General features: G+C 61.8%; 19 protein-coding genes and 1 tRNA gene. 6 read left to right on the top strand and 14 right to left on the bottom strand.

What is annotated here, in order from left to right; all coding sequences use genetic code 11:
• Positions 1–105: 105 nt before the first annotated feature.
• The 3 genes from AC3EC3_RS08875 to AC3EC3_RS08865 all read right to left on the bottom strand — a co-directional run bounded on the left by AC3EC3_RS08875 (position 106) and on the right by AC3EC3_RS08865 (position 3,144).
• Positions 106–903: a LytR/AlgR family response regulator transcription factor gene (locus tag AC3EC3_RS08875; RefSeq protein WP_488489273.1), complete on the bottom strand. Its 798-nt coding sequence runs from the start codon at positions 901–903 to the stop codon at positions 106–108.
• Positions 904–1,071: 168 nt separating this feature from the next.
• Entirely contained in the window at positions 1,072–2,262 is a 1,191-nt protein-coding gene (locus AC3EC3_RS08870; RefSeq protein ID WP_488489272.1) for a sensor histidine kinase, read from the bottom strand.
• An 81-nt stretch (positions 2,263–2,343) separates the two neighbouring features.
• A complete protein-coding gene (locus AC3EC3_RS08865; protein ID WP_488489271.1) occupies positions 2,344–3,144 on the bottom strand; it encodes a DsbA family protein in 801 nt (266 codons plus the stop codon).
• A gap of 158 nt (positions 3,145–3,302) precedes the next feature.
• On the opposite strand from AC3EC3_RS08865, the gene AC3EC3_RS08860 reads away from it, so the two are divergent.
• Complete coding sequence (locus AC3EC3_RS08860; RefSeq protein ID WP_488489270.1) at positions 3,303–3,869, top strand: hypothetical protein; 567 nt, start codon at positions 3,303–3,305, stop codon at positions 3,867–3,869.
• Between the two features lie 12 nt (positions 3,870–3,881).
• On the opposite strand, the gene AC3EC3_RS08855 is transcribed toward AC3EC3_RS08860, so the two are convergent.
• Positions 3,882–5,300, bottom strand: coding sequence for a M48 family metalloprotease (locus AC3EC3_RS08855; protein ID WP_488489269.1), 1,419 nt, complete (start codon positions 5,298–5,300; stop codon positions 3,882–3,884).
• A 212-nt stretch (positions 5,301–5,512) separates the two neighbouring features.
• On the opposite strand from AC3EC3_RS08855, the gene AC3EC3_RS08850 reads away from it, so the two are divergent.
• Positions 5,513–5,797 (top strand): GIY-YIG nuclease family protein, encoded by a 285-nt coding sequence (locus tag AC3EC3_RS08850; protein ID WP_488488223.1) that lies wholly within the window; start codon positions 5,513–5,515, stop codon positions 5,795–5,797.
• A gap of 119 nt (positions 5,798–5,916) precedes the next feature.
• Here AC3EC3_RS08850 and AC3EC3_RS08845 read toward each other — a convergent pair whose 3' ends face one another.
• The 4 genes from AC3EC3_RS08845 to AC3EC3_RS08830 all read right to left on the bottom strand — a co-directional run bounded on the left by AC3EC3_RS08845 (position 5,917) and on the right by AC3EC3_RS08830 (position 10,208).
• Positions 5,917–7,335 (bottom strand): PAS domain-containing protein, encoded by a 1,419-nt coding sequence (locus AC3EC3_RS08845; RefSeq protein ID WP_488489268.1) that lies wholly within the window; start codon positions 7,333–7,335, stop codon positions 5,917–5,919.
• Positions 7,336–7,435: 100 nt separating this feature from the next.
• Positions 7,436–7,891 carry a DUF2141 domain-containing protein gene (locus AC3EC3_RS08840; RefSeq protein WP_488489267.1) on the bottom strand — a complete coding sequence of 152 codons (456 nt, stop codon included), beginning with the start codon at positions 7,889–7,891 and terminating at the stop codon, positions 7,436–7,438.
• Complete coding sequence (locus AC3EC3_RS08835; RefSeq protein ID WP_488489266.1) at positions 7,858–8,592, bottom strand: sterol desaturase family protein; 735 nt, start codon at positions 8,590–8,592, stop codon at positions 7,858–7,860. Before AC3EC3_RS08835 ends, AC3EC3_RS08840 begins: the two co-directional genes overlap by 34 nt.
• An 83-nt stretch (positions 8,593–8,675) precedes the next feature.
• Positions 8,676–10,208 carry a DEAD/DEAH box helicase gene (locus tag AC3EC3_RS08830; protein WP_488489265.1) on the bottom strand — a complete coding sequence of 511 codons (1,533 nt, stop codon included), beginning with the start codon at positions 10,206–10,208 and terminating at the stop codon, positions 8,676–8,678.
• 336 nt (positions 10,209–10,544) lie between these two features.
• On the opposite strand from AC3EC3_RS08830, the gene AC3EC3_RS08825 reads away from it, so the two are divergent.
• A complete protein-coding gene (locus AC3EC3_RS08825) occupies positions 10,545–10,865 on the top strand; it encodes a YbjQ family protein (protein WP_488489264.1) in 321 nt (106 codons plus the stop codon).
• A gap of 10 nt (positions 10,866–10,875) precedes the next feature.
• Positions 10,876–11,202: a hypothetical protein gene (locus AC3EC3_RS08820; protein WP_488489263.1), complete on the top strand. Its 327-nt coding sequence runs from the start codon at positions 10,876–10,878 to the stop codon at positions 11,200–11,202.
• 4 nt (positions 11,203–11,206) lie between these two features.
• Here AC3EC3_RS08820 and AC3EC3_RS08815 read toward each other — a convergent pair whose 3' ends face one another.
• Together AC3EC3_RS08815 and AC3EC3_RS08810 are read right to left on the bottom strand one after the other, a co-directional pair.
• On the bottom strand, positions 11,207–11,713 hold the full coding sequence (locus AC3EC3_RS08815) for an MmcB family DNA repair protein (RefSeq protein ID WP_488489262.1): 507 nt from the start codon (positions 11,711–11,713) through the stop codon (positions 11,207–11,209).
• 64 nt (positions 11,714–11,777) lie between these two features.
• Positions 11,778–12,017, bottom strand: coding sequence for a hypothetical protein (locus AC3EC3_RS08810; protein ID WP_488489261.1), 240 nt, complete (start codon positions 12,015–12,017; stop codon positions 11,778–11,780).
• A gap of 315 nt (positions 12,018–12,332) precedes the next feature.
• On the opposite strand from AC3EC3_RS08810, the gene AC3EC3_RS08805 reads away from it, so the two are divergent.
• Positions 12,333–12,409 (top strand) — tRNA-Arg (locus tag AC3EC3_RS08805).
• 109 nt (positions 12,410–12,518) lie between these two features.
• Positions 12,519–14,273 carry a DUF6538 domain-containing protein gene (locus AC3EC3_RS08800; protein ID WP_488489260.1) on the top strand — a complete coding sequence of 585 codons (1,755 nt, stop codon included), beginning with the start codon at positions 12,519–12,521 and terminating at the stop codon, positions 14,271–14,273.
• A gap of 30 nt (positions 14,274–14,303) precedes the next feature.
• On the opposite strand, the gene AC3EC3_RS08795 is transcribed toward AC3EC3_RS08800, so the two are convergent.
• The 4 genes from AC3EC3_RS08795 to AC3EC3_RS08780 form a co-directional block, all read right to left on the bottom strand.
• Positions 14,304–16,655 carry a S8 family peptidase gene (locus tag AC3EC3_RS08795; RefSeq protein WP_488489259.1) on the bottom strand — a complete coding sequence of 784 codons (2,352 nt, stop codon included), beginning with the start codon at positions 16,653–16,655 and terminating at the stop codon, positions 14,304–14,306.
• A 44-nt stretch (positions 16,656–16,699) separates the two neighbouring features.
• Entirely contained in the window at positions 16,700–17,713 is a 1,014-nt protein-coding gene (locus tag AC3EC3_RS08790) for an AAA family ATPase (protein ID WP_488489258.1), read from the bottom strand.
• A 237-nt stretch (positions 17,714–17,950) separates the two neighbouring features.
• Positions 17,951–18,676: a GIY-YIG domain-containing protein gene (locus AC3EC3_RS08785; protein WP_488489257.1), complete on the bottom strand. Its 726-nt coding sequence runs from the start codon at positions 18,674–18,676 to the stop codon at positions 17,951–17,953.
• The gene (locus tag AC3EC3_RS08780; RefSeq protein ID WP_488489256.1) at positions 18,655–19,089 is read right to left on the bottom strand and encodes a DUF6884 domain-containing protein; all 435 of its coding nucleotides are present in this window, start codon (positions 19,087–19,089) and stop codon (positions 18,655–18,657) included. Before AC3EC3_RS08780 ends, AC3EC3_RS08785 begins: the two co-directional genes overlap by 22 nt.
• Positions 19,090–19,244 lie beyond the last annotated feature (155 nt).

Below are 19,244 nucleotides of genomic sequence, written 5' to 3'. Positions count from 1 at the left end.
GTCGTTGCTCCCTTGAGGCGAGCTGTTACTCGTCCTGCTCCCACGAAAAAGCCGGACCTCTTGGGAGGCCCGGCTTCCTAAAATTCCGGCAGATCGCGGCCCGTGTCAGTGGACGAAGCGGGCGATCACGTCGCGGTAGGAGCGCGAGACTTTCACCTGTGCGCCCGAGCCGAGCACCAGGAAGCATTCGCCGTTGGTGTGCGGCTTGACCTGGCGAACCTGGTTGAGGTTGACGATGGTCGAGCGGTGGACGCGCTGGAACATGCGCGGGTCGAGGCGGCGCTCCAGATCCTTCATCGTCTCGCGCAGGATCAGCGAGTTGTCGGCGGTGCGGATGCACATGTAGTCACCGGCGGCCTCGATATGCTCGATCGAATCGACATCGATGCGGAAGATCTGGCCGCGATCCTTGATGTTGATGAGCTTCTCGTAGCGGTCGGCACCGGCCTCGATCTCCTCGGGCATGGCGTCGATCGCATCGGGGGCGACTTCGGCGAGCACGGTCTTGAGCTTCTCGGCCTCGTCCGCCGAACGCTTCTCGGCCAGACGCTGGCGCACGCGGGCGAGCGTATCGTCCAGCTTGTCCTCTTCCACCGGCTTCATCAGGTAGTTCACCGCGTTCGCCTCGAAAGCGCGCACGGCGTGTTCCTGATAGGCGGTGACGAAGACGAACAGCGGCGGCTCGATCTCCATCACGCCCTTCACGACGGAAAAGCCGTCGAAACCGGGCATCTGGATATCGAGGAACACGAGGTCGGGCTTCTCGGTCTTGATCTTGCGGATCGCCTCGCGACCATTCGAACAGGTGTCGATGATCTCAAGGTCGGGGTATTTTTCCAGACGGAGCTGCAGCCCCTGGATCGCCAGTTTTTCATCGTCGACGAGGATGGTGCGGATGGTCATTCAGTTAGGTCTCCGGCGCCAGCAACGTATGGGAGCGGATTATGTTGCACCGCCCTGCCGATATTTTTCGTGCTGACTGAATTGCGCTGACTGGCTCGTGATCTCTATGGTTTGCGATCTCGCTGGTGAGGGCCTTTTGTGTTGCCCCTTGTCTGAACGGCAGGTTGATCACCGGGCGGCGAGGGCCGGTTGACGGTCGCCGGACGATGAATCGCCCGAAGCTGTCGTCGAAGCGCCGTTTTCTGCTTCCCGGCGCTCGGCGGGAAGCTCGATGACGACGGCGAAACCACCTTCGGGCGGCTCCACGGTATCGAAACGGTGGTTCTCGCCATAGGCCTGCGACAGGCGATCGCGGATATTGGCAAGACCGACGCCGGTGGAGACCGGATCGCTGCCGTCGTAGCCCATGCCGTAGAGCCGGTTGTCGGTGGTTGGCGTCTGTAGCCCCGGCCCGGTGTCGGAGACGGTGACGCGCAGCATGGTGCCGCCGATCAGCTGCGTGGCAATGGTGATCTCGGCGCCCATCTCCAGCTGAGAGACCGCGTATTTGATCGAGTTCTCGACCAGCGGCTGGAGCAGCAGCGAGGGGATCAGCACCGTTTCGGTATCGGGCTCGATGGTAAAGGTGGTGCGCAGCCGTTCCTCGAAGCGCATGCGCTCGATATCGAGGTAGAGCTTGAGCGTCTCCACCTCCTGCGCGACGGTGTTGGTGGCAGAGGGCTTGTTGACCAGCGTGTAGCGCAGGAACGAGGACAGGCGGCTGAGCATCGCATTGGCGGGCTCGGTCTGCTTGAGCAGCACCAGCGTCGAGATCGAGTTCAGCGTGTTGAACAGGAAGTGCGGGTTCAGCTGATAGCGCAGCATCGCCAGCTGCGCCTGCGTCGCCTGGTTCTCCAGCTGGATCAGCTGGTCGTTCTGCTCCTCGATGCGCAGGTAATAGTTGATCGCGTAGTAGAGCGCGGACCATGCGCCCAGCAGCGTCGCGTCGAGATAGAAATAGCCGAGGAACAGCTGGGTCGAGGACGCGTCGCTGTCGGCGCGGTAGAGCGACATCACCCAGCCGTCGATGAAGGCATGCAGGCCCACGGCACAGGGCAGCACCAGCGCGGTCAGGCCCCAGGTGACGACCGGGCGCCTTGCGATCAGCGCGCGGTAGATCACCGAGAGCACCAGCGAGATCGAGAACCCGGTGATCGTCGCGATCAGCAGCAGCACCAGAATGGAAAGCTGCGGGTTGTTGGCGATCTGCGAAAGCGCGCGCAGCAGCATCGCGCCGCCCCAGCCGACTGCCTGCAGGCGCCAGAACGCCTTGTCCTTGTCGGCGAAGAACGGAATGGGCTGGATCGGCAGGACGTTCATGGGGCCATTTCTAGACGAAAAGCGGCGAAAGCCGAAATTTCAGAGGCGAGAGCGGGGCAAACAGGGTCAGAGGTGCGGCGATCAGCTGTTTGCGCTGTTGCCGGGTGTGCTTTCAACCGGCGCGCCGCCGGGCGTGCTCTGGAAACCGGCGTTATCGTTGGTACCGCCCCCCGTACCACCCTTGCGCGCGGTATCGACGGCCTGCGCCAGCTGGTCGATCGGCACCGCGCCTGCGATCAGCTGGTCGCCCGCGATCCAGCTGGGCGTGCCCTGGAAGCCGAGGCGGTTGGCGATTTCCATGTTCGCCGCAAATTCCTGCTGGAGTGCCGGGTTGGCGACGAAGGCCTTGGCGCGGGTCATGTCGAGCCCGGCCTTCTGCGCGGCGGCGGCGATGGTGTTCGCATCGAGCTGGCCTGCTGCAAACATCGCATCGTGGAAGGCGCGGAACTTGCCCTGCGCGGCGGCGGCAAGTGCCATCTTGGCGGCATCGGGGCTGGCCGGGCTGATGATCGGCAATTCGCGGATCACCACTTTCAGGTCCGGGTTCTTCGCGATCAGCGCTTCGAGATCGGGCAGGCTGCGGCGGCAGTAGCCGCAGGCATAGTCCGAGAATTCGACCAGCGTGACCTTGCCGTTCGGGTTGCCGAGCACGGCACCGGGGAAGGGCGTTTCCACCATCTGGCGCACGCCTGCCAGCTGCTGGCTGGCCTGCTTGGCCTGCAGGCGCTCCATCGCTTCGGGCAGGATTTCGGGGTGATTGAGGATATAGTCATGCACCACGCCTTCCACCGCGACGCGCCCGTAATGCCGGGCCGACCAGCCGCCGATCCCGACGAGGACGAGGCAGCCGAAAACGGCGGTGAGCTTGGTGGCAGTACCCATGAGACGTGAAAAACCCTTGTCGTAATCCATCGGGCGCCCGCAACGGGGCGCGTCCTTCGCGGCGTGTGTAGCACGGGATCGCGGCCATGCGACCAGCCGATTTGCGCCAGACTGATTTAGCCATGGAGCCTCAGTGCTCCGGCGTTATAGTCCCTGTCATGTCGATGTATTTCCGCCGTTTCCCGCTCGCCGTTCTGGCATTTGCCGCTGCATCGGGCGTAGGTGCCCCGGCTCTCGCGGCGCCTGCGCTGGAGGATTTCTTCGCCGCAGCGGTGTGCCAGCCGCCCTATTCGGTGCAATCGGCCACCGATCTCTACGATGCTGCCGAGACGTTCGCCAAGCCGGACACCTCGACGATGGGCGCGGCGATCTATCGCCTGCCCAAGCCGGTCACGCGCGATGGCTTCACCACGCAGGACGCGGTTTTCGCAGGGTCTGCCGTCGGCGTGCTGATCGATGGTGAGGTCGCGGCGAAGCTGGCAGAGCGCTATCACCTGACGCAGGAGGAAGGGCACATGCTCGGCGCCTCCTCGCTGGGCTTCTCGCGAGTGCTGCCCGACGATCAGCAGCAGATGAAGGAGTTCGGCCTCGTCTCGCTGGTGGCGCGGCAGGGACCGGCGCTGAACGGCAAGACGCTGCTCGCCTGCGAATTCGTCAGCAACGAGGACCGCACCGCGCTGGATGAACTCAACAAGCTCAGCGCTGCGCACCGCCGGGGAGAGTGAAAACTCCCCTCCTTACTTCTTCCTGTCGCCGCCCAGTTCGGCGCGGGCCTGAAACTCGATGTCCTGCGCGTGCAGCCAGTCGGGCGAGCCGGTTGGCAACCCTGCCTCGGCGGCCTGCGCATTGATCAGCGCCTCGCCCATCTCGCCGGTGAGCGACTGTTGCTCGGCACTGGCAAGCCGGGCGCGGGGAATATCGCCGTTGCGGGCATAGATCACCCCCAGCTGATACCATGCAAAGGGGTTCTCCCGGTCGCGCGCGACGGCATCCTTCAGGACCTGCTGCGCTTCGGCATAGTGCGCGGGATCTTCGGTGGAGAGCATCGCGTGGCCGAACAGCGTGGCGATCAGCGGCTGGTTGTTGCTGAGCTGCGTCGCCTGCCGCAGCGGGTCGATGGCCTCGGCCGGGTGTCCGGCCTCCAGCAGGATCTGGCCTTTCAGCTCCAGGAAATAGGGATCCTTCGGGTCGGTCATCAGCAGGGCATCGGCATCGGCCAGCGCCCGGTCGAGCAGCGATTCCTTGTGATAGGCATAGGCTCTGGCATAGAGTGCGGGGATCGAGTTGTCGGTCTCGGGGTAGACCTTCAGCGTATCGGCAGGCGTCGCCAGATAGCCGAACAGCTTGGCCTTGATGCGCAGGAAGCGCGTCTGCATCGCCGGATCGTCAGGCTTCGTCCACGCCGGATCGTGCTCGTAGGTGTCCGAAAGCGTCTGGATACGGTCGCCGGTCAGCGGGTGCGTGGTCCAGAACGCGTCCTGATCCTTCTGGCTGTAGCCATAACGGTATTCCATGTTCAGCAGCTTGTTGAAGAACGCCAGCGAGCCGCGCCCGCTGATCCCGGCCTTCGACAGATAGCTGGCGCCTGCCGCGTCTGCCGAGGCCTCCTGCGAGCGGGTGTAGGACAGGAACGTGCCCGCTGCCGCCTGCTGGCCCGCCGCGAACACGCCCATGCCCGCTGCCGGACTGCCCGCCGCTGCGGCTGCCGCGCCCAGCAGCAGCGAAAGGATCGAGATGCGCGTCGCATCGCTCGCCCCCGGATTGTAGATCGCATGGCCGCCTGCGACGTGGCCGAGTTCGTGGGCGATCACGCCCTGCACCTCGGCGGCGCTGTCGGCCATGTTGACGAGGCCGGAGTTGACATAGACCACCTGACCGCCCGCCACAAAGGCGTTCACCTCGGGATCGTTGACCAGCACCACGTCGACGTTGTTGGGGTCGAGGCCCGAGGCCTTGATCAGCGGCGTGGAGAGATCGTGCAGGAACGCCTCGGTCTCGGCATCGCGCAGCACCGTCTGCGCGGCGACCGGCACGGCGCTCCCGGCCAAGGCGCAAAGCACCGCCAGCGCGGCACCTGCCCGCTTCCAGCAACCCGACAGGGCGGGGCGACGGGGCAGGATCGTGGATCGGTGCAGGTTCGGCAGCAAATTCGGCATGGGCTCCCTCAGGGGCTCCCCTTGAACCGCCGGAGCCCTGAACCGGGACTTAAGTGGCGTATTGCCAAGCGGCAAGGGGGAGGGGCACAGGCTGGAATTGCGCGAGGGTGCGAAACCGGACTTTCCACAAACGCCCCCGAGCGGACATTAAAATCCTGTCGTCATCCCAGCGAAAGCTGGGATCGCTTCCGGCATTATGTAACGATAGCGGGATGGGAGGCTGGACCTATATTCTTGCGAACAAGCCGCACGGCGTTCTGTACATCGGAGTGACCAGCAATCTAGCGTTGCGGATGATGCAGCACCGTGCCGGAAGCGGATCGGCATTTTGCCGGAAGTACGGCGTTACACGCTTGGTGTTGGTGGAGGAACACGCCGAGATAATTGCCGCCATTGCCCGAGAGAAGGCAATGAAGGCATGGAAGCGTGAGTGGAAAATCGAACTCATCGAAAAGCACAATCCCGGATGGTGCGATCTGTTCGACCGTCTCGTTTGACCGAGAGCGATCCCAGCTTTCGCTGGGATGACGGCATTATGAGAACGACCGCTATCCACCCATTTCGGGCGTAGAGGCTGTGAACGCAGTTCTCTCAGAGTGAGCGGTAGCCGCCCGCCTTATCGCGTCAGCAGTTTTGCGGCGCGGCGCAGCAGGTCTTCGTCGCGGCTGGCCTCGCCCATCACGACGATCTCGCCGCTTTCGAGGCGGCGGGTGAGCAGTACGGCGAACTCGCCCGCATGGTCATTCAGTGCGGTGGAAAGGGGACGCGCGATGACGCCGCTCAGGGTTTCGCGAAGCTGCGTGTCGGCATCCGCTTTCGCCGCTGCCTTCGCCTCTGCCGCGGCACCGCTGTCGGCCCGGCGCGCGGCGCGTTCGGCCTGTACCACGGCCTTGATGCCGCCCGCCTGCAGGGCAAGGTAGCAGGCGAGCGAGCCCTGCGTCAGGCCAAGGCGGCGGGCATAGGCCAGCACGGCGGCAAACTCGGTCACGCGGGTCTTGTCGTACTCGGCGCCGAACACCAGCTTGACCAGCGCGGTGAGCGGCGCGCGGGCCTGCACGGCAATCCCGGCATCGGCGAGCAGTTCGACATAGTCGTTAGGTGCTTCCTCGCTGGCCAACGCGAAGTCGTGCGCCTGCCCCAGCGCCTCGTAGAGCGCGCGGTGCGAGCGCTGTTCGCCCTCGATGGCGACGCGCGCGAGATCGCGGGCAGAGGCCAGCCAGTCGGCCAGCCCCATCGGCTCGGCGGTGGGCAGCGGGCAGGGCTCGTCCACCGGATCGCTGCCGCCCATCGTTGCAAAGCCGAAGCCGACGCTGGGCATCGCGAAGTCGCCTGCGATATCGGGGCCGTCCGCCCAGTCGGTCAGCGCAAAGCCGGTAAGCGGCAGGGCATCGGCGAAGGCGGCGGGCAGGTGCGGTTGCGGCGCGGGGATTTGCGTGCGCGCTGTGGGTGAGGCCGCCGCGTCCGGGGCGCTCGCGGTGGCGCTCTGCTCCTTCCAGTTGATGACGCCGAAGATATGGTCGATCCGCGAATCGTCGGTGGCGAACGGCAGCAGGATACCGCGATAAAGGATCGTCGCCTCGGCGGCGTTGACGAACTCGGCCTCGAAGCCGATCGGCGCGCGGTTCGCCAGGATCTGGAGGTAATGGTCGGTGATGCGCGAGAGCAGCGAGCGGGGCGGGATCGACTCTACATCGACGGCGCCGGAATCCAGGCCTGCTCCATCGAGCCCGGCCTCGCGCGCCAGATCCTCACCGATTCGCACGACGCGGGCCTGCGGCAGATCCGCAGCGCTGTCGGTATCGAGGCGCAGCAGCACCGAGCGCGGGCCGAAGCCATGGTCGCCTTCAGGATCGAGCGCATCGATCGCGGGGAACTGGCGACCGTTCAGCAGGCTGGCCCACAGGTTGTAGGCGCGTACCTGCATGCGCCGCTCGCTACGCGGACGGGCAGGCGGTGATGCGAACGCGTCCTCGCCGGTTTCGGGCGAGCGGGTTTGCGCCTCCGGGCTGTCGTACGGGTCGCGCAAAATATCCATCGAAGGGGCCTCGGCACTGAAAGTCGCGGGCCACCTTGCCGCAGCGGGGTAAAATAACGCTTAAATGCGCCTCTGCCCCACTCTACCCCCGCTCTGTCCGTTACAGCATATAGCGCATGCGGATGGTGAGGCGGGTGTCTTTTCCTTGCGTTTCAAAGGCAGCGCGGGCGAATCGGGGCGGGCCCATGCGCACCGGCGCATCGCGCGAAAAGCCGAAGCCCTCGCGCGGGATCATCAGCGCGGTGTCGAGCTTGCCGTTGCTGTTCTCGTCGTGAATCAGGGAGATGGCATAGAGCCCATCGGGCACGGCGCCGAAGTCCAGCTCCAGCGGTTCGCTGGCCGGAACGGTGAGTTTGCGCGCCTGCGGATCGTGCCGGCAATCGGGGAAATCCGCCGGTTTCGCGGTCAGGCAGGCGAGCACGTGGCCCTTGTCGGAACGCAGGTCGGTGACGGCGACGGTGACATCGCTGGACGCCGGAACCACCGGCAGCGCCAGCGCGGCGCTCGCGCCGGAAAGCAGGATCAGGGCGCCGAAAGCCCGCGATCGGTGCCGCACAGGTGATCCCAGAACCGGAAGTAGAGGCCGTAGTTGCATCGGTAGAGCTCGTGATGGCGATGGTGGTGGCTGGCCGTGATGAGCCCCTTGCCAAGGCGTGATTGTATAAGGCCTTGAGGGAATATCTCCCAGCCCATGTGGTTGGTGATGCCCATCACCGTCATGATCAGCAGGACCACGCCCAGCACCGCGACATGGATCGGCACGAGGAAGACCAGCGCGGGGATGATCACCGCGTTGATCGCTGCTTCGATGGGATGAAAGCTCATCGCCGCCCATGCAGTCGGCGGGCGGCTGGCATGGTGGACGGCATGGGCACGGCGGAACACCTTGGGGCGGTGCAGCCAGCGGTGCGTCCAGTAGAACCAGGTATCGTGGAGAAACAGGTAGATCGCCAGCGAAAGCGGGAGATACCACAAGGGGCGGTCGTGCAGGTCTGTATAGATCAGCGTCCAGCCGTGCTGGCGCCAGCCCCAGGCCACGATGCCTGCGGGCAGGCCGAATATCAGCGCGGACAGCAGCGACCAGCCGATCTCGCGGCGGATCTGCCGGTGCTGTCCGGCATAGAGCCCCGGCTTTGCGCGGGCGGTGATCCACGCGAACAGGCCGGAGGTGAGCAGATAACGAACCCCGACGATCGCCGTCATGGCGATCACCGAGGCCAATATCGCAAGAGGACCGGGGCCGAGGCTGTCAGGCATGGCGCATGCTTATGCGCGCCTCGTGCCCCTTGATCCAGCGGGGAATTCGACCCCGCGCGTGTTTGCGAATGTTCGCGAAAGGCTCAGCTCGCGCGGCGGACCGAGCCCTTGTGTGTGCCGACGGTCTTGCCGCCGCGCGGACGGAAGCTGCGCTTCTGCTCGCCACCTTCACCGCCTTCGCGACGCGGCTGGCGGTTGTCGCTGCGGCCCTCATGGCTGCGACCTTCGCCGCCACGACGCTCGTTGCGGCCCTCGCCGCGACCTTCACCGCGACCTTCACCGTTGCGGCCCGACGACGAGCGGTTGCCGTCCGACTTGCGACGATCGCCGCCTCCGCGACCGTCACTGCGGTTTCCGCCGCCCGAACGCGCGCCGTGGCCGCGACCGTTGCCCTGCTGCTGCTCGGGCGCCTTGCGCGAAGGCGCGGGCAGGCGCGATGCCTTGGCGGTGAAGTCTTCCGGCAGGTCGAGAGGGGCCAGCTTGACGCGGGTCAGGCGCTCGATGTCGCGCAGGAACGGCTTCTCGTCCGGCGCGACGAAGCTGACGGCCACGCCGTCGGCACCCGCACGCGCGGTGCGGCCGATGCGGTGGACGTACTGTTCGGGCACGTTCGGGATCTCGAAGTTGTAGACGTGGCTGACGCCGCTGACGTCGATGCCGCGCGCGGCGATGTCGGTCGCGACGAGGATGCGCACGGTGCCCTGACGGAAGCCGCCGAGCGCGGCCGTGCGCTGCGCCTGGCTCTTGTTGCCGTGGATCGCGGCGGCGGGGATGCCGGCAGCGGTCAGGTGACGCACGACGCGGTCGGCGCCGTGCTTGGTGCGGGTGAACACCAGCGCGCGGTCGATGGCGCCATGGGCGGCCTTTTCGGCGGCGTCAGGAGCCAGACCCTCGCGCAGGTGAATGGTCAGCAGCGCCTGCTTTTCGGCCTGGTTGATATGCGTGACGTACTGTTCGACGCGCTCAGCCGTGGTCGACTGCGGCGCGACTTCGACCTTGACCGGATCGTTGATGAACTGGCGACCCAGCTCGGCGATCGCCTGCGGCATGGTGGCCGAGAAGAACAGGCTCTGGCGGTTCTTGGGCAGCAGCGCAGCAACGCGCTTGAGCGGGACGATGAAGCCCAGGTCCATCATCTGGTCGGCTTCGTCGAGTACGAAGATCTCGACATGGCGCAGCGTCAGTGCGCGGCTGTCGATCAGGTCGAGCAGGCGGCCGGGGGTGGCGACCAGAATGTCGCAGCCACGCTCCAGCGCGCGCGCCTGCTTGCCTGCCGGAACGCCGCCGAAGATGCACTGGATCGAGAGGTTGAGGAACTTCGCGTAGCCGCGCATGTTCTCGGCGATCTGCGCGGCCAGCTCACGCGTGGGGCTGAGCACCAGCATGCGGCAGCCGGCGTTCTGGCGCGGCTTGGGATCCTGCGCGAGGCGGTGCAGCGAGGGGAGCGAGAACGCGGCGGTCTTGCCGGTGCCGGTCTGCGCGATACCCAGCAGGTCGCGACCTTCGAGCAGCGAGGGGATCGACTTGCGCTGGATCGGCGAGGGATCGGTATAGCCCTTGGCTTCGAGCGCACGGAGAATAGGCTCGGCAAGGCCAAGTTCGGAGAAATAGGACATCAAATGCCTTCGATATGATGCAAGGCGCAGGGTCTGTGCGCTGCGCGTCGCAAGGGTTCGTACGATGCGACCCTGCGTGAGGAAGGAAGCCAGTTGGCTCGTCAATGTTCGTCCGGGCCGGTCTTCGCGAAATCTTCGCGCTGGACCTCACGCCGCTCACGGACTGCGGCGGACAACGGTCCGCTCGCCAATGACGCAGGGCGCGATATAGGCGCACTTGCCCGTCAGCGCAAGATAATTGCGTTGTTGGAGATAACGCCTTGAAGCGCGGTGGACTCTTGGCGGGATCGTGAAGCCGGCTATGATGCGTCGTCAAATGCAGGAGAGGAAATCGCCATGATCGTCACCACCACCGAATCCGTCGCGGGCCATGTCGTCACCGAGAGCCTCGGACAGGTCTTTGGCGTTGTCGTGCGCAGCCGGGGCCTTGGCGGAAACATTCTGGCGGGCCTGCGCTCGGTGATCGGCGGCGAGATCAAGGAATATACCGCGCTGGTCGAGGATACCCGCCGCCACGCCATCGACCGGCTGGTGATGAACGCGCGACTCATGGGGGCCGATGCGGTCGTGATGATGCGCTTCGATTCCGGCTCGATCGGCCAGACGATGAACGAGGTTGTCGCCTATGGCACCGCCGTGAAGATCGTGCGGGCGTGAAAGGCGCGTCATGAGCACCGCTGCGCGCACGTTCATCCTTGCTGTGGCGGCGGTGATCGCGCTGGTTGGCGTGGCGATGAGCGTCACGCTGGGTGGTGGCGGGTGGCCGCTGATCGCGATCGGGCTGGTGCTGGCGCTCAGCGTTCTGGCCGAGGGACGCTATCGCGGTCCCGCGCGCGATGTGATCGAGGCCTCCGGTCCATGGCAACGCACGGGGGAGCGGGAAGTCGACAGCGAGACCGGAGAAATTGTCGAGGTCTGGTTCGACCCGCGTACCGGGCGTCGTCGTTATGAGCCGCTCGGGCAGTTTTCGGGCGAGACCGAACGCGAAGAGTGATCGCCTACCCCTGATCGCGGGCCCATGCGGCGGTTTCGGGATCGAGCAGCGTGGTCATCCGGCGCATCGAGGCACGCGCGAGACGCTCCATCTCGACCTTGCGCCGCGCGGCGGCAAGCTGGTGCAGCGGAGCGGGGCGGACGATCTCCGCATCGTAACCGTCAGCGACGATCACGCCGCAGCGATCGGGCAGAAAACCCTCACCTTCCAGCGGCGCGCGATCGAGCGAAGGGGGCAGGCCCCAGTAGAACCGGTCGCAGAAGTCGAGATAATCGGTCCACTTGCCGTCACCCAGCAGGTCTGCGCGGCTGACCTTGATCTCGACGATCACGATCTGCCCCCGGCTGTCGATGCCCATAAGGTCGGCCCGGCGGCCGCCACGCAGGATCATCTCGGGCAGGCACCAGATATCATTGCGCGCGAACAGCCGTGCGATACCGCGTGCGACGTTGCTGGCCGTCGGCGCTTCAGGGAGGGCGGGAAGTGAGGGCAGCGAATCGCGATCAGCCATGTCCGCATTATCTAGAACAAATAGCGAACAATCAAGATGACATGATGCTGGAAGTTGCGAGCGTTCACCGCAGCGAGGATTTGGGAACCAGCGCGGCAATGGCATCGCGGGCCGTGCAGAACTCCTGCCACAGGCACCGCGCTGCGCCTGCAGGATGCGTGCCCCGCGCGACAGCTGCCAGAAGCGCTGCGAGTCCCGGTTCCATGATTGCGCAAAGGTCGGAGATACCCTGCTCCGCGATTTCGCGGCGAGGGCCGTGAAGGTCTCGCAGCAGACCGGGAACCTGCTTCAGGTGGGCGGTCATCACGGGCTGCGAGATTCCTGCGATGCCTGCGACGGCGCGCCCGGCCGTGTGCAAAGCCGACCATTTCATCGTCAGCGAGTCACCGCCTCCTTGTCCGAATTGTCCCGGCCAGGGGCGGGGAAGGTGATGACCGGTTCCGGTCGTGCCCGCGGTGCCAAAGGAAGCGGTGCCAAAGGGAGGAGGGTTCATGAAGCTGAAGATGCGCCTGGGTGCTTGCTCACCCGTAAAAGAGGTAAAGGTGCAAATTATGTGTTCTGTGCAAGAGTCGATTGGCTCTGGTCAGCCTGAAAAGGCTCTGCTAGTCGCCCTTGCACTGCACCCGTAGCTCAGCTGGATAGAGCGCTGCCCTCCGAAGGCAGAGGCCACAGGTTCGAATCCTGTCGGGTGCGCCATTTTCCCTCAAAATGGCGGTTTGCCGCCAAACCCGCAGAACTGTTCGGGTTTTCTTGACGTTTTGGTACTAATGCTGGTCCTAACGGAGGACCGCAAGTGAGCCGGAATATGAAGGCCGTACCCGGCTGTGATTACCTTTACGAACGGGGCACTCGGTTCGTTGTTAGGGTCCAAATACCTGACGATGTGAGAAGTCTGATCGGCAAGCGCGAGTTCAAAAAGTCCGTCGGGGGCGATTTGTCGGTAGCGAAGCGCAATTCTCATACTGTTGTTGCGGAATTCCTTGCCCAGATTGACGCAGCACGAGTTGGAGCGGTGCAACCCGTTGCAGCGCCGATCTTGTCCGGTGAGCAGCCTACGGTCGAGGATATTGACGCCGCATGCTATGCCCACTTTAAGCGTATGACCGTGAATATGCGCGGGACGGTGGCCGACCCTGTCGGCAATAATCCTCGCGAACTGCGCGATCGTGCAGAGGGCTTCCGGGTGATGATCGAAACCCATGTTGCGGCCCACGCCTACGATGCTTGGGATAGCATGGCCACCAATGCGGAATGGCTGTGTGAGGAGCATGGCTGGGTTGTAGACGCAAGCAGCCCGCTATTTGAGCATCTCTGCCGGACGATGCTGCGTGCTCGCCTTCAATGCTACAGGGACGAACTTCGGCGGCTAGAAGGCAAAATGGGCGTTGATCCTGTTGCTGACCCGATGTTCGGAAACCAGCCGCCCGAGCGAAAGCAGCGGTCGCTGGCTCTAGGTGATCTGATCGTCAGGTTTACCGCGCATCGAGATGAGAAGTGGTCCCCGTCCACTCGACGGAATTACATAATCATCAACCGGGTGATTGAGGAGGTTTGCGGCAAAGAGACGCCGCTAGATCAAATCGACGATGAGTTCTGTAACAACGTGCGTTCGGTGCTGCGTCGTCTCCCCGCCAATTACCAGAAGCATCCGGCGACGAAAGGGCGACCCATCCTCGAGGTCATAGAGATTGCAGCCGTCGAGGCGCTGCCAGTCATCAGTCCGGCGACGATCAATGGACACCTCAACAAGTTCGCAGCCATCGTGCGGTTTGGCAGAGAAAAGGGCTGGATTGCTGGAAACCCTATGGCAGGGATCGACGTGTTGGACCCGATCGACCCTGCGGAAAAGCGTCATCCGTTCTCTACAGAGCACCTCAATGCCATCTTCGCCACCGCACCGTGGACGGAGCCTTTCGATCCAAGCGATCCAAACCCTTCCCGCTATTGGGCACCGCTGATTGGGCTGTATACCGGGGCAAGGCTCACTGATATTTGCGGCCAGTTGGTAGAGGAAATGATCGAAGTTGACGGCGTGCAACTATTCGACTTCGTTCACCGGCCCGGTGAAAGACACATCAAGGGCGGCAAAGGCAGGCGCGTTCCGGTACATCCGGTCCTCGTAGCAATGGGATTTTGGGACTTTGTGCTCGCCGCTCGCAAATCTGGGCGACGACAGCTATTCGCGGAAGTGAAGCGTGATAAAGTGGGTAAGTGGGGCGATAACACCTCGAAGTGGTTTTCGCGCAAGATCAAGTCGCTCAAACTTAAGGGGCGCAACCTATCGTTTCACAGTCTCCGCCATAGTTTCGAGGATGCGCTTCGCCGTGCGGACCTGCATGATACACCCATCGGCAATGCTATTGTCGGCAGGTGGTCCGCTGGTGTGTCGAAGAACTATGGATCGAAATACCCGGTTGAGAAGCTGCGGGATGCTGTCTTAACAGTAAGCTATCCGGGACTTAGGATCATCGCGCCTCGGCAGAGAAAACCGCCTGCCTGGCCTTCTTCGGGTGAGGCAGGAGGCTGGGGAAAGCGCGATGATAGTCGCGGTCGGAATTGAAGGTGATCGTGGGGTGTCTTCCAGTTTGCGCTAAGCTTTTAGCGGGAGCGGGAGAGGGACGGTCAGCTTGGAATACAGGGGGATGTCAGCCGAGTGTCGAAGTTCGACTGCGAGCGAAAATCGTTGTTTTTCAATTCCATCCGGTGCCCACCGCCGCCGACACCAGACCGCCACGTAGTATGTGTCTCCGTAGTTAGAGATGTCTGTTTTAGCGGTGAAAGTGCCCCGCTGTAAGGTTCCCTTTTCTCTAAGCTGCGGGCCGGGATTAGTGTCACACGTGAACTTTTTAGGAAATTCGGGCGGCTCACCTTCGGCCTTTTCCCAATGGCGGAAATTATCGAAGACAGCCTTCTCGTCGGTTCCACGCAGCAAGCGCCAACCCATGGTGAGACCGAGATAATCCGCTCGCGTTCGACGGACGGGAGGATCAAATGCCAAAGATACGCTAATTTGGCGCGTGCCCTTGGTGGTTTGAAAAACCTCGGGAACAGGCACTTCAAAAACGGCAAAGCGATCTAGTTCTAACTCGTCGTTAGCATAGAAGACTACCCGGCTGTCGTCCGAGCCTACCGCATTATCGACGTTTGCAATGCCGTTCCCGCACAGCATTAGCGGTGCCTGCTTGCCATGAGGTGAAAGTATTTTATCGGCTGCTGGCGGCAATTCCGCAGACAATGCTAACACTGCTCGAATGAAGTTCGCTGGAAAGCCAGGATTATCAGCAAGTACGATTGCAGCCTTGTGCGCAACCGCTGGAGCCGCAAACGATGTGCCAGATCGAGCACGAAATAGACGCTCAACAGGCTGGTGGTGAAATGTCCAAACACCGGCTGACGACTTCTTGCTGCCGCTCACTAACGCCTTTGTTGGACCGTCCCAGACTGCTGTTCCTCCGTAATCGACAAGGTCTGGCTTGATCATACCTCTTACGCCCGGCCCGGAGCGCGTGAGGGGGCTTGGCTCGCCCGCACCGCAAATAGGCCTCACGCCGACAAGATCGTCGTCGTCTTCGTCCAACCCGTTGGCGTGCGCTATTGACCCTACGCTAAGAACATTCGCAGCCGTGGCTGGGTCCAAAATTCGGGAACTAGGATTAAGTAGGTATGACGGGTAATTTTTGATGATGTCTTCGCCATGATCGGTAGTGAGATTACCTTGGTTGCCGGTTGAGACAACAAATAGGACATCTAATTCTCGGGCGAGTTCATCAAGTTTTGCTGCCCAAATCCCTACCCGGCCATTCGCGTAGATTAAGTTAGGATCGCCCAGCGAAATGTTGAATATGCGGCAGCCATGATCGGCGTGGAGACGCCTGATAGCGACTTCCATGATCTCCGGTACGGTTATCTCTTTTGGAAACTCGCCGTTGTGATCGACGACCTTGGCACTCGCGCACCAAAAAGGCGCATCAAATTCGTTGCCCGCTGTTCTTGCGCCTACGTCGCCAAAAACTGCTACGGACGCCACAGAAGTTCCGTGGCCCTTTTCATCAGCATCCGCCCAAGCGCCGTGAACTACAACGCTGCCCCCCATCGCGTGGGCAAGTAGCGGGTGACCAGAATTTACACCGCTGTCGATGACACCAATTGCAACGGCCCCGCCCTCTGGTGCGCTGCCAGCGTGTACCGCCTCAACTGTGATGCCGCCAACGTCCTCCACCTGTAAATCCGGCTGAGGCGGCAATTCGATTGAAGCAACTTCGGGCATACCAAGTGTTGCTTTTAGCGCGATGCCGGACGCCTCCATACGGCAAAGGAGAAGATTGTCGCCGCTGTAAGTGTTGAGTATTTTTCCGCCAGCGGCTGCTATTGTGTTTTCAAGTCGAAATACAAAAATATCTGCTTGGAAGTTATCGCCGGGATGAAAAAGTTCGACATCAACGAGAAATTCGTCGCCGTCATTAATGTCATCCAGTTTTGTCAAGCCGAGCATTGAAAGGCTCGCACCGATCCTATCTTCCGGCTGTGCCGTGCCTATCTGTTCGATCGCATTGACAAGCCCGGCATAGCTAGGCGCTTTTTGCCCAAGGGGTAGTTCGCCTTGGTAGGCCTCGATTTTGCGGCGGAACTCGTTGAGTTCTTTGTCGTTGGCAAACAGAAGAAGGGTTTTGTCCTGATCCTCGGACAAAACAACTAAGCCTAAGCGTGTCCACTCCGTTTCATCAACGAAACCTGCTAACTCTATACGCAATATAAGTGAGGGGTCGACACCGTCGATAGTGGGAGCGTTTTTATGCTCATCGAGCACGGCTTCGATTTCATGGGCTAATTTTGGCCCATGCTGTGCTGGTTCGCGTTTGATGCCGCCACCAAAACCATTAGGTTTTCGCCGTTGAAGGTGGCCTTCAAGCTTTTTCAGCGGCAGATAGTCGTACTTCGCCATAGATCGCCTGTCCCCAATTCAGGCAATCTGCTCAACCGCTTGAGCTACGTCAATAGCGCCTGTTCGATATTCGCCCGCTGCTTTTCATGTTCTAAGGCTGCCTCGAAAAATCGTGAACTAATTACTTTTTTGTGACTTAATATCGAAGTCCTAATCGCGCTTAGGCACGTGCGTTCGATTTGAGCAAATGACATGCCGGAAAATTCTTTTGCGTAGGCGGTAATATCGAAATCAGCGGGAAAGTTTTTCGTTTTCAATCTGAGAAGTTGGCGAATTTGACCTATTGCTGGTTTCTCAAAAACAACCACTTCATCAAATCGTCGCCAAATCGCGCGGTCCACAGACTGCTCTATATTTGTGGCTGCAATCATCAGGCTCTTGTCGGAAAATTGGTCAATCATCATTAGTAGACTATTGACCACTCGACGAATTTCGCTGTGTTCAGTAGCATCCTGACGGGCGCGAGAAATTGCATCAAATTCATCAAGAAATAGTACAACTGATCGGGCCTGCGCAGCGTCAAATATTTTCCGTAAGTTGGTAGCCGTTTCTCCAAGGTGCGATGCTACAATTGCATCAATTCGCGCCACCACGAGAGGCATTTTCAATGCGTTCGCTACTACCTCTGCGCAAAGAGATTTGCCACAGCCGGGAGGTCCGCAAAAAAGCAGCTTGGACCGAACACGCAAACCGTGCCTACGAATTTCATCTCCTCGACGAAACTCCTCTGCAACTCCCGTGAGCGTAACTGCGCTCTCATGTGCAAGGATCAGATCGGCACTACTATGCGTCGGGACTTTGACCTCCGCCAAATCCCCGAAACCAGTCCTAAGAGTGGATGCGCGAGCTGCCGGCTTTCGCTTAGCGGAGGCCTTGGCCCCGCCAAAGCTTTCGTCGTCATCACCGGCAAGAACGGATTGAGATTTCGATGGGGCTTGCTCCATCCTTTTCACAAAATACCTCGACGGCTCGGTTGTCACTGCGCGACCTTCGGCGTCTGACAAGGATGCGGCAGAGGAAAACGCAGGATGCTCATCCGCGAAAAGTTCAAGTGACATCTGCCCCCCTACCGAAAGCCGAAGTCTACGTCAAAAATTGACGGAATGGAATACGAACATCCGCGAGCACGGGATCGGCGCAGCGACATCCAAGCACGGTCCGACACAGCCCTGCCCATGTGGGACATCGGCCTTTTCGCTGAACCGTGTCCCACTAGGGCGGTGTCGCCCCTAGTGGGACACTGCCCCACAACATCTAAAATCATGTGAGAGCGGTGCAACGGGTTGCAGGCAGGATCAGCGACCGGCACGTAAGATCAGGCGCTCCAGTTCCCCAAGGAAGGCTGGGTTATGGGCTTCATCGACATGGTTCTGGTTCCATAGCCCCGATGCCCTGACGCGCGGCCTGCTGGAATGATGCCCAAGCCAGCCGCTCGATGCTGTATCGATAGGCGGTTTGCCATCGTTACTAAGCAGGGCTATGGAATGGCGCTCGATCAGGCCGCGCAGGCTGTCCGTGCCGGGCTCATCGTCAATGTTCAGCCACAGGACCGGCATCGCGCCAATGCGGCGGCTGACAGCCTGTTCCGTTGCCATTTCAATCGCCTTGACGGTAGCGCGGTCCAAGCCGAGCTTGGCAACATCCTTGCTGCCCCACGAGGCACATGCGGGCTCAGCCCCGGCAAGGATCAGCGCATCTCCGGTCAGCAAGCGGAAGATCGACCCACGGTGGTTCCCGCTTCCAGAGCGGGTGCCCAGATGTTGCCGCAGGCGACCGCGCAGGGTGGATGTCGTCCCCGCCGTCAGGCCATGCGTGCCGACACGGGTTACGCGCGGACCTGTGCCGCTTTCCGCCCGGCTCTCGCCCGCCTCAAAGAAGAAGTAGACGCCGCGCGCCGACACGGGCTGTTTGAGCACGTCGGATAGCGGGAGGGCTCCACCCAGCCGGGCTGATAGATCGTTCAACAGGTCATAGAAGGTCTGGAGATCGGCAAGCCTGCTCATGCTTGTGCTTTCAGCCATGCGAGTTGCTGCCCCTGTTTGAGCCCTTTTAGAGGCTGCATCACTTCAACACCCTCATCCGCCAGCGGTCCGAGAAGGTGGTCAATGTAGCTGCTGCCCGCCAGCGCCACCACGCGACCGATGGACTTGGCTCTCGGCAACAGCAGCGGCAAAACCTCGGCAGCCCATGCCCGGCGATTTGCAATCCCCATTTTGGTCAGCGCGGTGTCATAGGGAGCGATCATCTGCGTTGGCTCGACGAGACCGTGCTCGGCAGACAGGATGATCCAGTCGGCATTGTCGCGCACCGCCATCCGCCGCTTCAACCGAAATGCCGGGGAGCAATAGAGGTCTGCCGCGAGCGCAGGATCGTCCAGCTTCGATTTGGTGCAGGAGATCAAGACCAGCGTGCCGCGCAGGCTGATGGGCGACATACGACCTATTGGCACTGGTGCTGCACGGGCTGGCGATGGTGACGGAGATGCTGGTTGTAACGGCGCGCAGGTTAGGTCGAAGTGAAACCATACATTAGCGCCGTTGAGCCGCCCATCCTGCCCGGTTAGCTTGATGTGAGCCTCATCTTGCAGTC

The sequence above is a fragment of the Novosphingobium sp. BAM6 genome, from assembly GCF_057784955.1.
Note: the sequence above shows the minus strand (reverse complement) of the source record. Positions and strands in the feature narration are given on the sequence as shown.